Genomic DNA, 15,454 nt, shown 5'->3' on the forward strand with positions numbered 1-15,454 from the left:
TTTATCTGTTTAACACGGATTTTTTGTCCATTTATTCATTCTAGTAAGGCCTAATGAAAAAAGCATTAATTACCGGGATCACCGGTCAGGATGGTGCCTATCTTGCTGAACTCCTTTTGAGCAAAGGATACGAGGTGCACGGTATCAAACGCCGCAGCTCTTTGTTCAATACCCAGCGGATCGACCATATTTATGAAGATCCGCACGAGAAGGATGTGCGTTTCCACCTGCATTACGGTGACCTGAGCGATTCTACCAACATCATCCGCATTATCCAGGAAGTACAACCTGACGAGATATATAACCTGGGTGCGATGTCGCACGTGCAGGTAAGTTTTGAAGAGCCTGAATATACCGCCAATGTGGACGGTATCGGTACGTTGCGTATCCTGGAAGCAGTTCGCCTGCTTGGTCTAACCAAGAAAACGAAGATCTACCAGGCTTCCACTTCCGAGCTTTACGGATTGGTACAGGCAGTGCCGCAATCTGAAACAACTCCATTTTACCCGCGCTCGCCTTATGCAGTTGCGAAACTGTACGGGTATTGGATCACGGTCAACTACCGCGAAGCTTATGATATGTTTGCTGTAAACGGTATCCTTTTCAACCACGAATCGCCGCTGAGAGGTGAAACATTCGTGACAAGAAAAATTACCCGCGCAGTTGCCCGTATCGCATTGGGCTTGCAGGATAAAGTGTATCTGGGTAACCTGGATGCACAACGCGACTGGGGCCACGCCAAGGATTTCGTAGAGGCGATGTGGCTGATATTGCAACAGGAAACGGCCGAAGACTTTGTGATCGCGACAGGTGTTACAACCCGCATCCGTGATTTCGTCAGAATGGCATTTGAAGAAGTGGGTATTGAAGTGGAATTTTCCGGCGAAGGAGCTGGCGAAACTGCGAAGGTTGTGAAATGCAACAATCCAGATTTCCAGATCGAAATAGGCAAAGAAGTAGTTGCAGTTGACCCACGCTATTTCCGCCCGACCGAAGTGGAGCTATTGATCGGTGATCCAACTAAATCAATGACCAAACTAGGCTGGAAACCTAAATATGATCTGAAAGCATTGGTGAACGATATGGTTACAGCAGATGTAACCTTGTTCAAAAAAGACAGACTTCTGGAAAGCAGCGGTCACCGCGTTCCGAATTACTACGAATAAGCTATTACCCACAAATACAAAAGCCCCGGAAGCGATCTGCTCCCGGGGCTTGTTTTTTTTATATCGGTACTAAACGGTTCTTTTCTTCCCAGCCGGTTTTTTCAAAGAATTCCCTGTCTTGATCAGATCTTCGGCGGTAGTGTATCCCAGCACTTTTTTCACCACTTTTCCATTTGGGTTGATAAAAAACAGGGTTGGATAACCTTGTATCGGATATTTGCCCGCCAGCTTAGGCCCTTCGCCGCTTTCCATATCAAATTTTACATTGATAAAATTCGCATTGAAAACCTTGGCTACATCTTCTCTTGTAAAAACATTTTTTTGCAACAGCTTGCAAGGCCCGCACCAGGTTGTGTATGCGTCAAAAAAAATGATCTTGTTTTCAGCTTTCGCTTTTTTCAGGATCGAAGCCCAGTTGCCTTCGGTAAATTGAATGCCTTTCTCTGCTGCTTTTACTTCCTTATCGCCTTTTTCAGCATTTGCGACATTAAAAGACAATGCTATTACAGCGATCAGCAGACCTAATTTCTTGAAATTTCTCATTACTTGATTGATAGTTACGCGTAGATCCTAATAACGAAAATAACGATTGATCTTGTTCAGACAATCCATTGTTAAACATACGATTAAGCTTTTGCAATGGATTTGCGGGTCAAAAAAGATAACTTCGCAGCTTCATTAACATATATTTTTTATGAAAGTTCAGGAAGCCAGGTACGTAATGAGCAATTCAGACTATTTGAAATGCCCGGAGCCGGACCTGCCTGAATATGCGTTTATCGGCCGGTCGAATGTGGGCAAATCGTCGCTTATCAATATGCTGACCGGCAAAAAAGCTTTGGCCAAAACCTCCCAGCAGCCGGGAAAAACGCAGCTGATCAACCATTTTATCATTAATGAAACGTGGTACCTCGTCGATTTACCGGGTTATGGTTATGCCAAGGTATCGAAAACGGAGCGGGAGAAGTGGGAGAAAATGATCAATGATTATTTATATAACCGGCCGAACCTGATCTGCACCTTTTTACTGATAGATGTAAGGCACAGTGCACTGGCTGTCGACCTCGAATTTATGGCGCAGCTGGGCGAGGCGGGTATTCCTTTTCATATCATTTTTACGAAGGCAGATAAGCTAAAATCCGGGCAGGTCAACACGCAGGTGGAGGCTTACAAAGCTAAACTTGCTGAAATCTGGGAAGAAATTCCGCCGGTATTTGTGACCTCCGCAGAAAAAAACGAAGGCCGGGATCCCGTTTTACAGGCAATAGAGGCTTACAACCGCGCGTTTCAAGATAGACAGGGCGCCTGAGGTTGTTTCGCGAAGTATCTTTGCGTTATTTTGCCGGAAAATCAAGAGTTTTCCCCACACAATATTCAAATTCAGAAATATCAAATATTAAAAAAGGATGAGTGAAAAAGTAGAGTCTACAGGAATGGAGCTGTTGAAGGAAATAGCAAATGTTTCAGGTAAGGGCGGACTGTTCCGTATTCTCAAACCAAGCCGCGCCGGAGTTATCGTTGAAAGTCTGGATGAAAAACGCGAAAAAACGTTGATCGGACCCACCGCGCGGGTTTCTGTTCTGAAAGATGTATCTATTTTTACAGAAGGCGAGGAAGAATCAGTTCCGTTGGAAGACGTTTTTACGAGCATCCGTGAAGCGCATGGTGAGCAGGTGGAATTGCCTGTGAAGACCTCTTCGGACAAAGAATTGATCGAATTCCTGAATAAAATTCTGCCTGATTTTGATCGTTCGAAGGTGTATGTATCTGATATCAAGAAAATTATCACCTGGTACAATTTGCTTTCGAAATACCTGCCTGAGCTGTTCATCGTTTCTGAAACAGCAGCGGAACCCGCAACTGAGGAAGTAAAGGAAGAAGCGGAGGATACTGAGAAGAAATCAGCGAAAAAAGCACAAAGCAAAGCCTGATTTCAGGACAAATCATATTGAGAACCCTGTCGCAATGACGGGGTTTTCTTTTTTGACGCCCCAAAAATTATGAACGCACTCTCCTCTTACATCGACCACACATTACTGACCCCGGTAGCCAGCGAAACGGATATCAGAAAGATCTGCGAAGAAGCCTGGATCATGCAGTTCAAGGCGATTTGCGTCGCGCCTTCCTATGTTCCCTATGTGGTAGAAATGATGGAGTTTTGTCCCATTAAAATTGAGATTGCGACGGTGATTGGCTTTCCGCTTGGTTATGCGGTCACTGCTACCAAGGTCGCTGAGGCCGAAACTGCATTGCGGGACGGTGCTACCGAGTTGGATGTAGTTATGAATCTTTCCCGGTTCAAATCGATGGCGTATCTGAGCGTCAGGGAAGAATTGCAGGAGCTATCCCAACTCGCTCACAATGCCGGCGCATTGATCAAAGTGATTATAGAAACGGGCTATCTGGATTCATTTGAATTGTACACCGCCTGCGAGATCTGCGCCGAGTCGGGTGCTGATTTCGTTAAAACATCTACTGGTTTCGCCCCTGTCGGTGCTGAGGTTGGGGTGGTGAAAACGATGCGGCAGATATTGCCTCCGAACGTCAAAATCAAAGCCTCAGGCGGGATTAAGACTGCCGAACAGGCGATCTCGATGATCGAAGCGGGTGCTGAGCGGATCGGGACTTCTCACGGCGCTGCTATTATGGGCCAAGTATGAAACGGGTGATGTTACTGAGTACTGTTCACCCGCCGGCCGATCCGAGGATCTTTTATAAAATAGCGCCTGCGCTGGCCGAAATGCATGATTTAACCTGCATTTTACCTGGTTTGAACAGAGATTCAGCGAATGCATTCCGGACAGATTCAGTACCTTTTTTCAAAAATCTATTGCCGCGCATATTGATTTCGCATCCTGTTTTGTTACTTAAATGCTTATTGAACAGGCCGGATATTGTTCACATTTTTGTCCCGGAGCTTATTCCTGTTGCATTGATTTTACAGCAGTTCGGCACGAAGGTGATTTATGAAGTACAGGAAAATCTTTACAAGAAATTCAAGATAAAGACCTATAATAACGGATTGATTTTCAGAAAGCTTTTCCATTATTTTGACCATATTGCCCGCAAAAGATTTCACTTTGTTTTCACAGAAAAAGCTTATCTGAAAGAATATAGTAAGCTAAAATATCCTTTTTCAACAATCCAGAATTTCGCCCATCTTCCACTGATCGACAGTTTTTCCAAGGTTCCCAGAAAAGTAACGCGACCAACGTTTTTCTATTCCGGGGTAATATCGCTGGAAAGGTCTTTTGATGTGATGGTAGCGGCATTTTCAGAGCTTAAAGATCTATTTCCCGATTTTCACGTACATATATTTGGAACAGTCAGGATAAGCGAAAAGGTGATCTCCGCCTTACCAGGTTTCGATCGCATCCGACAAAACCTGACTTTCCATGGCTACACGGACCAAAAGATCGCATTTGGTTATGCCGCCGGTTGCATTGCCGGAATTGCATTGCTGAAACCCGTGGGCGATTACCAGGATTCCTATACCACAAAGTTGTTTGAATATATGGCGCTGGGATTGCCGGTTATTACATCCGACTTTCCGTCGTACCGCCAAATTGTAGAACCTTCTCAATGCGGTTTTTGTATTTGTCCTAACAACAGTAAGGCGCTATACGAGAAGCTGGTTTTTCTGATTAAGAACGAAAAAGAAAGGCTAGCAATGGGGAAAAATGGTCGGAGCTGCGTCGGTCGGCTCTACAACTGGCAAACAGAACAGACCAAACTGCTCGCCTTTTACAAGTCAGTGCACTTATCTAAGTAAAAATTCGCAAGTGTACTGACTATTATGATTTTATAAATTTATTGTTGAATTGTTCAAATATTTAGTACTACGATTTCTATGAAATATTTAACTTTCGGAATTAAAAGGAATTGTAGTTTGCGGAGTCAACTTCTCAATCATGTATATTAATACAGTTAGTCATTATTTGCCAAGCGAAGTTATTGGTAATGAATATTTTACAAATATTAACAATCTGTCCCACGAGTGGATTGTAGAACGGACCGGAATTTCAGAAAGACGTAAGGCATCAGCGGAAGAAAATACTTCCACCATGGCAATCAAAGCGGTTGAGTCCTTACTTGAGAGTATCCCTTACAGCAAAAATGAAATCGATTTGATCATTGGAGCGACTTATACTCCCTATGATACCATAGTTACGCTTGCACACGCGGTACAGCATCAGCTTCAAATCCCCGATATTCCTGTTGTCAGCATTTCGTCGGCTTGTTCCTCTCTTTTGAATGCGATCGAGATTGTCGAAGGATATTTCGCGCTGGGTAAGGCTTCCAAAGCACTGGTGGTGGTCTCCGATCATAACACTGCTTACTACAATGAAATGGACACCGTTTCGGGCCACCTCTGGGGCGACGGCGCTTCGGCGCTGCTGATCTCCAAAGAGCGGCAGACAGATTCGGATATGCACATCAAAAAAATCATCACAGGCGGGGCTGCTACAAGCGGCAAAGCGATCGAGGCGGTGGTTTTGAGGCCGAACGACCGGGGCGTGATCATGCCTTTCGGACGTGACGTTTTCCAGAATGCGTGCGTGTATATGCCCAAAGTAAGCCAGCAGGTGTTACATGCGTGCGGACTTTCGATCGATGATCTCGATTACCTGATCCCGCACCAGGCCAATCACCGGATCAGTCTGAATGTGATCAATACCCTGGGCATTCCAGTTGAAAAGTTGATCTCGAATATTCAGTATCTGGGAAATACAGGCTGCGCAGGCTGTGCGATCGCACTTTCCGAAAACAAAGAGAAATTTAAAAAGGGTGAGAATATTGTGATTACCGTATTTGGAGGAGGTTACTCTTACGGCGCAATGCTCATTACTATTTAGTATAAAGGATAAAAAAAAGCTTCCGGCCGAACACTTGTTCAGCCGGAAGCTTTTTCTATGTACTACAATATCAGTTCACTTCGGGCTCCGCGTACATCACCGGCTTCCAAATATTGTTCGAAGGGTTAATATCCGGCAGACTGCGTTCCGGATCTATTGTGACCGAACGAATAGGCTGGTCGGTAGCGGCTTTGAAAGTCCAGCTTCCGCCTCTCTGCCAGATCTCGACAGGCAGCTCCACCCGCGTTTTTTTACCACTTACTTCTTCAATATCCACTTTCACCGGCATTGCCAGCTGATCCAGGTTTTCGATTGTGACAAATGATCCTTTTTGCGGGTTTTGCTCCACATAGCTCACATCTTTCACCGCCTGATCCAGTTTATAATTCTCAAAAAACCAGCCTTTCCAGAACCAGCCCAGATCTTCTCCGGCTGCATCTTCCATCGTGCGGAAGAAATCGTACGGAGTCGGGTGTTTGAATGCCCAGCGTTTTACATATTGTTGAAACGCGTAGTCAAAACGCTCTTTACCTAAAACCTGCTCACGCAACATTTTCAATCCCAATGCCGGCTTGTAATATGCTTCCCAACCCAGGTTAGCCGCCTGGATCACGTCGGGGGTAGTCATAATAGGGTCTGCTTTCGGACGGAAAATGATCGGCGCCAATCTGTGCAGATCATTCATCTGCGTGGTTTTGTATTCTCCGTTATTGAAGTTATCCGTTGAAAGGAAATTGATGAAAGTATTAAAACCTTCGTCCATCCAAGCATATTTCCGCTCGTTGTTTCCCACGATCATCGGGAACCAGTTGTGACCGAATTCGTGGTCAGTCACGCCCCAAAGATCGTCTTTGCGACTCTTGCTGCTGCAAAATACGATTCCAGGATATTCCATACCGCCCACAATTCCAGCTACGTTGGTCGCCACAGGGTAAGTATATTCATGCACATAGCTCGAATAAAATTCAATGCAGCCTTTTACATATTCCGTAGATCTTCCCCAACCGTCCAGTCCGCCGTCCTCAGCCGGATATACCGATTGCGCGAGTGCAGTTTTTCCTTTGGGTAAATTCATTTTTGCCGCATCCCACACGAATGCTTTCGAGGTAGCCCATGCAATATCGCGCGCCTGCTGGCAGCGGAACCGCCAGGTAAGTGTACCAGATTGCTTCGGGCGTGAAGCAGGGCTTGAAACCTCCTCCGCCGAGCGGATCATCACAGTTTGGTCACTTTTGGCTGCATTCGCCAGTCTTTGTCTTTGCTCTGCGGTTAATACTTCGCCGGGATTAAGCAGCTCGCCTGATCCTACTACAATATGGTCCCAGGGAACAGTGATGTTGTAATCAAAGTCTCCGTATTCCAGGTAAAACTCGCCAGCGCCCAGGTAGGGCAGCAGGTTCCAGCCTTCGATATCGTCAAAAACAGCCACGCGCGGATACCATTGGGCCATTTCGTAAACGATCCCGTTCTTGGTTTCCAACGTTCCCATTCTGTCTGATCCATATTCAGGGATCTTGAATGAATAGGCAATTTTGATTTTGATCACGTCGCCGTTTGGCTTCACAGGAGTCGCCAGACGGATCTGCATGCGGGTATCGGTGATCTTGTAAGTTGCGTCTACAAACTTATCTTTTCCCTGCTGTACCGAAACCGATCTGATAGAATCGCCGCCGTCGAATCCGGTATTACCAAACCTTCCGCCCGTTACCGGCGTGGTTTTGCCACCTCTTGAATGACTGCTGAATGCATTCTGATCGAGTTGTAGCCAGATGAAATCCAGACTTTCTGGACTGTTATTTTTGTAAGTAAGCTCAATATCGCCGGCTACTATTCCTTTCGCCTCGTCGAGTGCCACGTTGATTTTATAATCCGCCTTGTTTTGCCAGTATTTTGGCCCCGGAGCGCCGCTGCCGGTACGGTATTCATTACCCGGCTGGAAATTGAATAGTGGGTGAAACAGCACGTGCGCGTCATACGCCCCCTTTCCAGCCTGCTGCGCCATCGTATTTAAAAAGCCCAGGCTGCATATTGCCAGCAAGCCCAAACGATACATCGAAATTTTCATTCTGATAATTAAAATTGGAAATTATAGGATTGTAAACGAGCAATATACACCTTTTCGCCTTTTTACGGATAAAAAGTTTAATTTTTACAAACCCAAACAAGACCCTTAACAAGGCAGGTATTTAACCCAAAATTATGCGTGAGCGCCTTTCTTCTGATACTTATATTGACGGAATCCTAGCAGGTGACAGGGTTATCCTGAGCCGGGCAATTACAGTGGTTGAAAGCAGGCTTGCGGAAGACAAGTTACTCGCGCAGGCTATTCTGAACGGTATCTTACCTCAAACCGGACGCTCGCTCCGGATTGGGATAACCGGCATTCCGGGAGTAGGAAAAAGTACATTTATAGAAGCTCTGGGGATTTACCTAACTTCGATCAACAAGAAAGTAGCAGTACTCGCTGTGGATCCGACGAGCAGCAAATCGGCCGGGAGTATTCTGGGGGATAAAACGAGAATGGAAGAGCTTGTGAAAGATCCGCTTGCATTCATCAGACCATCCGCCACCGGACTTTCACTGGGCGGCGTGGCCCGCAACACGCGTGAGGCCATGCTTTTGTGCGAGGCAGCGGGCTATGAAGTGATATTGATCGAGACTGTGGGCGTGGGACAATCGGAGATATTCGTAAAGGGAATGACTGACTTTTTCCTGCTGCTCGCATTGCCGGGCGCGGGCGACGAGCTGCAAGGTATCAAGAAAGGCATTGTGGAAATGGCAGATGCGGTGGTTGTCAATAAGGCCGACGGACTTTTCGCCGACGAAGCCGCTCAGGCAGCAGCTACCTTCGAAAATGCATTGCATCTGGCACAGGCCGGGGAATCGGGCGTGGCGGTGAAGGTACTGACTTGTTCGGCGCTGGAAAACAGAGGGATTCCGGAAGTCTGGGAGACCGTTCAGCAATATGTGGCTACTACGGTTAAGAACGGGTTTTTCTCAAAAAACCGGGCGGCGCAGCAGGTGGACTGGATGCATGAAATAGTGCGGCAGAAGCTGGAAGACCTGTTTTATCAAAATAAAGAAGTGAAAAAGCAGCTGCATGGAATAGAGGAAGAAGTAGGAGCCGGTAAAATGCTCCCGGCGGAGGCGGCCCAGCTACTATTGAACCTGCTATTCAAAATATAAATTATCCCAGATAAACCACTCAAAATTTGGGGTAAATGCATTTTTAAGGTAGGTTTGAACGTTCGATTTTAACGTATAACAAAAACAGGCTCAACTTTTTACTGACAAATGATGAAAACCCCTCACTACCTTACCCGCATCTTCTACTTTGCACTTGTTTGCCTTACGGTTTTCGCCGCATCTTGTAAAGACGATGAAAAGGAGCCGGAACCAGAACCAGTTGATAAAAACCCGATTGTTGGAACCTGGGAATTGACCGCGATCACTCCCGAAGTTGCCGGCACTAACATTCCTGCACTGGCATTAATACCTCAATTTGCTCCCTGCATTTACGATCTTAAATTGACTTTTAACGCGAACAATACGATTACCACAGCTGATTGTCCAGCGGCAGTAACTGCAATCGGAGCTTTTGCGCCGGTTGGAGCAGAGGCAAAATGGAAAGTGAATGGTGATAAGCTTACTTTATCAGACAAAAATCAAAGTCAGGAATTAAAAATTACGCAGAACGCAACCGATCTTAACGTGATCGTAAATACTGAGACCGTAGCAACGAAGCCGCCAGTAAATGCAGTTTTGCAGTTTAAGCGCCTTTGATCTTCAATTAAAGCTATTTCGCAGCCGGGCAATTTGTCCGGCTTTTTTTTATCCGCTGGTATGGTCGCAAACCACCACCCATTTTCCGCTGATCTTTTTGAACAGCAGCGTGTAGTGGCCTTCCAGATCACCTTTTTCTGGGCGGGTAAGGTGAAACTTTCCTACTACGAATGCGACGCCGGGGCCGGGGAATGAGAAATTGAGGTAAGTGAATTTGAGCTTGCCCATCGTTGCGCGGTCAGGATAGCGTTTCAGGTAACCTTCGTAGGTAGACTTGTAGCCGTAAGTAATACCGCTTTTTCCGACAAACATCAGTGAATCCGATTCCCAGTATCCGTTCATAAAAGACTTGATATCGCCTTTGTTCCAGTCGGAAACCTGGCGGTCGAGTATGGCGAAAATCTCCTCTTTGTCCTTCCCCGACTGCGCGGAAACAATGCCGGAAGTAGCCAGCAGGAACAGAGTAAAGAGCCAGTTTCTCATATTTTTTGTGGATTTTTGTAAAACGGTTTTCAGGTATTCAATATAATGAAAGATTTGATCGGCCAGAGAATTAGTCCTCATCAAATCAGTGAACAGCAAGAAATGGGAAAGTTTAATGACTTCTTCAAAAGTTTGGACCGCCAGAAATATCCCTTCATTGACGGGCTCTACTACCTGTTCATGATCGTTTTTCTCCTCGTACTATTCCTTTTCTTCGCCTGACCAGTGCCTGGATCCTACCTTTTTATCTTAAATCCAAATTCGGGTACCTCAACCGGAAAAAGGACGAGCTATATCGTCGATAAAATCCAGGCGATTGCCGGTAAGTACGATTGTGAAGCTGTGATTCTTTTCACCAAAGAACGCGGCCACGCAACTGCGCTGGTATCTGAAAACGCGGGTCTGCGCGATTGGAAGGCTATTGTGGCTGTCGGCGGCGACGGTACCATCAACGAAACTGCACAGCCGCTTGTCGGCACAGATACGCCTGTCGGTATTATTCCGCTGGGTTCTGGAAATGGTTTGGCGAGACATTTAGGTATTCCTATTGCGCTTGAAAAATCCCTGATACGGCTTTTCACCGGCGATCCGATTACGATCGACAGCGCGACACTGAACGATATTCCCTTTTTCTGCACCGCCGGAATAGGTTTCGACGCGTACGTCGGGCATTTGTTCAGCAAACAAAAAGTGCGCGGGCTTGCTTCTTACGTGAATGTTTCATTTCGTGCGTATTGGACTTATAAACCGCAGGTACTCAAACTCAACGGATTGAATACCAATGCGTTCTCCATTTCATTTGCGAATGCAGGACAGTTTGGGAACAATGCCTGGGTAGCTCCCGAAGCCAATCTGCAGGATGGAAAGCTGGATATCTGCACGATCAAACCTTTTCCGAAATGGTACGGCACTTCCCTCGCCTACCAGCTATTTACAAAGCAAATGAAAGCCTCCCGGTTTATCGACTACCAAAGTGCGGAATACGCGGTAATAGATACAGAAACGCCGCCGATGATCCATTATGACGGCGAGCCGCTGCAACTGAATACAACGAGGATCGAGGTGAAGATCAAGCCGCAGAGTTTGCGGGTGATTGTTTAAATTCACGAAATCAATAAAGAAATTCAAATGTCAAAGAAGAACCGTTCCGGGATCATTTATTCAACAAATCCCGAATTTGAGTTTAACGATTCAGACGACGAAGCCGAGACTTTGGCGCCGCAGCACCAGGACCTGCGCATTTGGCTCGAAAGAAAAGGCGGCGGCAAGGTAAGTACTGTAATTAAAGGATTTGTGGGGAAAAATTCGGATCTCGAAGTATTGGGCAAATTGCTCAAAAACCTCTGCGGAAGCGGCGGGACCGTGAAAGACCACGAAGTGCAGATCCAGGGCGACCACCGGGACAAGGTGATCACCTGGCTGATCAGCAAGAATTATAAGGCAAAAAAAGCCGGAGGTTAGTCCGGCTTAAAGTACTTCATTGGTATCTATTTCGGTAGGCGAAGGCAGCGGAGCCGATGGCACTGGATTCACAGGCTGGCGCATACTATCGAGTACCTCCACATTGGTCACGAAATATTTGGTATCCCCGTTCCAGGGCAGAGTAAAGAACTTCTCTTCGTAGGTAAGCGAAACGCGCTGGCCGTTTTTGATCGCTTCTTCCAGTTTGCTGATCGCGTCCTTGTTTTTTGCGCTTACAGAAAATACCCATTCCGAAGAGTTCATGGTACCGTCGCCTTCATAAAGGCCGCCCATTCTCAACTCACCTTCATAAGTTTTAAATAAATATCCTTTGTTGCTGAGCTTTGTGATAAAACCGCCCCGTTTGCCTTCACTATAATACCCAAAAGTAAGATAATACAGGATCCCGAAGATGACAGCCAGGAATATGGCGAATATGACCCATTTACGCATTGTGAATTCAGTGTTTATGATGTGAAGCTAACTTCGGAAAAGCGTTTCATTTTTCCTATTATTTCGCCCTGATTGCAGTTACCGGGTCCATTCGTGCTGCGAGCATTGCCGGTATAATTCCCGACAAAACGCCGATCACGCTGGAAACCGCCAGTCCAAGCAGGATATTTCCGGGGGTCAGCAATATTTCAAGCGTTCCCATTGGCATAAATGACAAAAGGTATACCAGGAATATCCCGACCACGCCGCCCACGAGGCTCAGCATCACTGCTTCAAACAGGAATTGGAACAGAATTGAATAGTTTTTCGCGCCCAGCGACTTCTGAATGCCGATCAGGTTAGTTCTTTCTTTTACCGAAACAAACATAATATTAGCGATCCCGAAACCCCCGACCAGAATTGAGAAACTGCCAATTACCCAACCTGCGACGGTCAGTACGGCAAATAATCCCGCGATTGCCTGCGCCGCTGCTTCGGGGCGATTGAGTGAAAAATTGTTCCCGTCGCGTGGCTTAATACCTCGTTTCGTTCTCATCAAACCCGTGATTTCCGCCTCCACTTCCTGCATTCCCTCGTCTTCGGGAAATCCCTTCACCACGATGTCCGCACTTCTTCGCCCGGATTGAAACAGTTTTGAAAATGAAGCAAAGGGGATAATGCAGTTTTTATCCGGACTTCCGCCAAAATCGACCAGACTCTCCCCTTTTCTGACCTGCACACCTACAATTGTAAACTTATTGCCCGCCAGCTTAAACGGTTTACCCACCGGGTCCTGCCCGGGATACAGCGCCGAAGCAATATCCGCTCCCACTACCGCCACATTCCGTGCATTGCTGGTTTCGAGGGGAATGAAGTAGCGACCGGTTTCGATCGGAATGTCAGAAATCTGATTGTATTCGTATGAAACGCCCTGAATCTGCGCGGTAATGCTGTTTGAGCCGTTTTTTAAAGTTGTGTTTCCTCTAAAATCCATCACGGCCACTGCGCTGGCACTTTCCATGTTTTCGTACAGGTATTTATATTCCGCGAAAGTGGGCTCGGGCCACTGGAAGTATTTCCACCACTGATATTCTCCCCCAAATCCCCACGGCCATTTCTGCACATAGATCACTTTGTCGCCTATGAAACTTAAACTCTCCTTGATGTTTCTTTCCAGAGAATCTACAATCGTAAAAACGGCCACGATCGCGAATATCCCGACCGTTACGCCAAGCAGCGACAAGATCGTTCTCGTAATATTTGATTTTAATGCCTGCCAGGCAAATCTGAAACTCTCTAATACTTGTCGTAAAAATTTCATAATCACGGTGGGGACAAATTCAGATCAAAAGTTAGCTTTTAAGTGGCTGGTCGTGAAATAAATTGGTACAAAAGGTAATAAAAACGCCTCGATTTAATAAATTACAAACTAACCTTACCACTCCTATATGCATTTACGCTACCTGCTTTCCTTTTGTTACATCCTGATTTCGGGCCTTGCTTCGGCTCAGAAACCTGTTCAGGAATCGACGGGATTTTACCAGTTTTTATCTGACGATCCGAACCAGAAAGCATTTTTTAGCGACCGGAAAGGTGTGGTCGCTAAAAACGGAATCGTAGCCTCCGCACATCCCGAAGCTTCGAAAGTGGGTATTGCTATATTAAAGGCTGGTGGAAACGCCGTCGATGCGGCGGTGGCGGTCCAGTATGCATTGGCGGTGGTGCATCCTTCGGCGGGTAACCTGGGCGGCGGCGGGTTTTTGGTATTGCGGGATAAAAGCGGCAAGAGCTTCAGTATTGATTTCCGTGAAAAAGCGCCTGCCAAAAGTCACGCGGATATGTATCTTGACAAAGATAAAAACGTCATCCCGGATGCAAGTACGCTGGGCCGGCTGGCTTCGGGCGTACCTGGCTCGGTGGCCGGAATGGCAGAAGCGCACGCGAAATACGGGAAACTTCCGTGGAAGCAATTGTTACAACCTGCAATCGACCTGGCGATGAATGGTGTGATTCAAACGCAGCGGGAAGCGAGGGCATTGAATGCTGTGAAAAAAGATGTGGTGAGATTGAATCCAGGCACGAAATACTTTCTGAACCCGACCGGGAAAGACTGGGCGGAAGGTGATTTGCTGATCCAAAAGGATTTGGGTAAAGTTTTGAAAAGAATACAAAAAAAGGGGCGCGACGGATTTTATAAGGGAAAAATCGCCCGCCGCATTGTAAAGGATATGAATGCAAACGGAGAAGGCATTATCAGTAAAAAAGACCTCGCCGATTACAATGCGCAGTGGCGCGAAACGATTTCTGAAACCTACAAAGGCTACAAAATCATCACAATGGCGCCTCCTTCCAGCGGCGGGATCGCATTGGTGCAGCTAATGCGGCTCACGGAGCCTTACCCGCTCCGCAAATGGGGCTGGCACAGCGACTCGACGGTCCAGGTGATGATCGAGGCAGAACGGAGAGTGTACGCCGATCGCGCCAAATTCCTCGGGGATCCGGATTTTGTAAAAGTGCCGCAGGAAACGCTCATGAGTAAGGATTATCTGGCAAAACGCTGGACAGATTTTGACTGGAACAAGGCTAGCGACAGCAAGAATATCAGCGGAGGAGCAGTTCCGGGATATGAAAGTCTGGAAACGACACACTTTTCGGTGGTGGACAAAGAAGGCAATGCGGTTTCGCTTACTACCACTTTAAATGGCGGATATGGAAGTCGGGTGGTGATCAAAGGCGGCGGATTTTTTATGAATAATGAGATGGACGATTTCAGTATCAAAGCCGGCGCGCCGAATATGTATGGTCTGATCGGAAATAAAGCCAATGCAATCGCGCCGGGCAAAAGAATGCTTTCCTCTATGACCCCGACGATTGTGGAAAAAGACGGAACACTGTTCATGGTAGTCGGTACTCCCGGAGGCTCGACGATTATTACGGCAGTGTACCAGACCATATTGAATGTGCTGGAACATGGGATGAGCATGCAGCAGTCGGTTAATGCATTGAAATTCCACCATCAGTGGCTGCCTGACATGACCACTTTTGAGGCAAATGCATTTTCGGCAGGTACGATCAAAAAGTTGCAGGACAAGGGATTCAAACTGGAACAGCAACGTAATACGATCGGCCGGATGGATTGCATTCTCGTACTGCCCGACGGTACGCTCGAAGGCGGCTCGGATCCGCGGGGGGACGATACCAGTATAGGATACTGACCGCGCTGCTCTGAGATTTTAGCAACAAATACTTGTATTTTGCTTGTAATAAGACTTA

General features: G+C 46.7%; 16 protein-coding genes. 11 read left to right on the forward strand and 5 right to left on the reverse strand.

Annotation, left to right across the window (positions count from 1 at the left end):
* The first annotated feature begins 53 nt into the window (after positions 1-53).
* A complete protein-coding gene (gene gmd, locus KOD92_RS18530; RefSeq protein WP_215235073.1) occupies positions 54-1,166 on the forward strand; it encodes a GDP-mannose 4,6-dehydratase in 1,113 nt (370 codons plus the stop codon).
* 69 nt (positions 1,167-1,235) lie between these two features.
* Here the strand turns inward: gmd and KOD92_RS18535 are convergent, their stop codons facing one another.
* Positions 1,236-1,709, reverse strand: a complete 474-nt coding sequence (locus tag KOD92_RS18535; protein ID WP_215235074.1) for a thioredoxin family protein — start codon at positions 1,707-1,709, stop codon at positions 1,236-1,238.
* Between the two features lie 151 nt (positions 1,710-1,860).
* Here KOD92_RS18535 and yihA point away from each other — a divergent pair, with 151 nt between their 5' ends.
* The 5 genes from yihA (at position 1,861) to KOD92_RS18560 (ending at position 6,022) form a co-directional block, all read left to right on the forward strand.
* Positions 1,861-2,475, forward strand: a complete 615-nt coding sequence (gene yihA, locus KOD92_RS18540; protein ID WP_215235075.1) for a ribosome biogenesis GTP-binding protein YihA/YsxC — start codon at positions 1,861-1,863, stop codon at positions 2,473-2,475.
* 97 nt (positions 2,476-2,572) lie between these two features.
* Positions 2,573-3,097: a DUF5606 family protein gene (locus KOD92_RS18545; protein ID WP_215235076.1), complete on the forward strand. Its 525-nt coding sequence runs from the start codon at positions 2,573-2,575 to the stop codon at positions 3,095-3,097.
* Positions 3,098-3,166: 69 nt separating this feature from the next.
* Positions 3,167-3,826, forward strand: coding sequence for a deoxyribose-phosphate aldolase (gene deoC, locus KOD92_RS18550; RefSeq protein ID WP_215235077.1), 660 nt, complete (start codon positions 3,167-3,169; stop codon positions 3,824-3,826).
* Complete coding sequence (locus KOD92_RS18555; protein WP_215235078.1) at positions 3,823-4,938, forward strand: glycosyltransferase; 1,116 nt, start codon at positions 3,823-3,825, stop codon at positions 4,936-4,938. The genes deoC and KOD92_RS18555 overlap by 4 nt, the downstream gene beginning before the upstream one ends.
* A 139-nt stretch (positions 4,939-5,077) precedes the next feature.
* Positions 5,078-6,022 carry a 3-oxoacyl-ACP synthase III family protein gene (locus KOD92_RS18560; protein ID WP_215235079.1) on the forward strand — a complete coding sequence of 315 codons (945 nt, stop codon included), beginning with the start codon at positions 5,078-5,080 and terminating at the stop codon, positions 6,020-6,022.
* 70 nt (positions 6,023-6,092) lie between these two features.
* Here the strand turns inward: KOD92_RS18560 and KOD92_RS18565 are convergent, their stop codons facing one another.
* Entirely contained in the window at positions 6,093-8,087 is a 1,995-nt protein-coding gene (locus KOD92_RS18565) for a M1 family metallopeptidase (protein ID WP_215235080.1), read from the reverse strand.
* A gap of 134 nt (positions 8,088-8,221) precedes the next feature.
* Between KOD92_RS18565 and meaB the strand changes: the two genes are divergently transcribed.
* Together meaB and KOD92_RS18575 are read left to right on the forward strand one after the other, a co-directional pair.
* Entirely contained in the window at positions 8,222-9,208 is a 987-nt protein-coding gene (gene meaB, locus KOD92_RS18570) for a methylmalonyl Co-A mutase-associated GTPase MeaB (RefSeq protein ID WP_215235081.1), read from the forward strand.
* A 108-nt stretch (positions 9,209-9,316) separates the two neighbouring features.
* Positions 9,317-9,805 carry a lipocalin-like domain-containing protein gene (locus KOD92_RS18575; protein ID WP_215235082.1) on the forward strand — a complete coding sequence of 163 codons (489 nt, stop codon included), beginning with the start codon at positions 9,317-9,319 and terminating at the stop codon, positions 9,803-9,805.
* A 48-nt stretch (positions 9,806-9,853) separates the two neighbouring features.
* Here the strand turns inward: KOD92_RS18575 and KOD92_RS18580 are convergent, their stop codons facing one another.
* Positions 9,854-10,288, reverse strand: coding sequence for a YybH family protein (locus tag KOD92_RS18580; protein ID WP_215235083.1), 435 nt, complete (start codon positions 10,286-10,288; stop codon positions 9,854-9,856).
* 225 nt (positions 10,289-10,513) lie between these two features.
* On the opposite strand from KOD92_RS18580, the gene KOD92_RS18585 reads away from it, so the two are divergent.
* Both KOD92_RS18585 and KOD92_RS18590 read left to right on the forward strand, forming a co-directional pair.
* Positions 10,514-11,389: a diacylglycerol/lipid kinase family protein gene (locus tag KOD92_RS18585; RefSeq protein ID WP_215235084.1), complete on the forward strand. Its 876-nt coding sequence runs from the start codon at positions 10,514-10,516 to the stop codon at positions 11,387-11,389.
* 27 nt (positions 11,390-11,416) lie between these two features.
* On the forward strand, positions 11,417-11,749 hold the full coding sequence (locus tag KOD92_RS18590) for a translation initiation factor (RefSeq protein ID WP_215235085.1): 333 nt from the start codon (positions 11,417-11,419) through the stop codon (positions 11,747-11,749).
* 6 nt (positions 11,750-11,755) lie between these two features.
* Here KOD92_RS18590 and KOD92_RS18595 read toward each other — a convergent pair whose 3' ends face one another.
* Both KOD92_RS18595 and KOD92_RS18600 read right to left on the reverse strand, forming a co-directional pair.
* On the reverse strand, positions 11,756-12,202 hold the full coding sequence (locus KOD92_RS18595) for a hypothetical protein (protein ID WP_215235086.1): 447 nt from the start codon (positions 12,200-12,202) through the stop codon (positions 11,756-11,758).
* 58 nt (positions 12,203-12,260) lie between these two features.
* Entirely contained in the window at positions 12,261-13,502 is a 1,242-nt protein-coding gene (locus tag KOD92_RS18600; RefSeq protein WP_215235087.1) for an ABC transporter permease, read from the reverse strand.
* A gap of 127 nt (positions 13,503-13,629) precedes the next feature.
* On the opposite strand from KOD92_RS18600, the gene ggt reads away from it, so the two are divergent.
* Entirely contained in the window at positions 13,630-15,396 is a 1,767-nt protein-coding gene (gene ggt / locus KOD92_RS18605) for a gamma-glutamyltransferase (protein ID WP_215235088.1), read from the forward strand.
* Positions 15,397-15,454 lie beyond the last annotated feature (58 nt).

The organism is Dyadobacter linearis (assembly GCF_907165045.1).
Taxonomy (GTDB): domain Bacteria; phylum Bacteroidota; class Bacteroidia; order Cytophagales; family Spirosomataceae; genus Dyadobacter; species Dyadobacter linearis.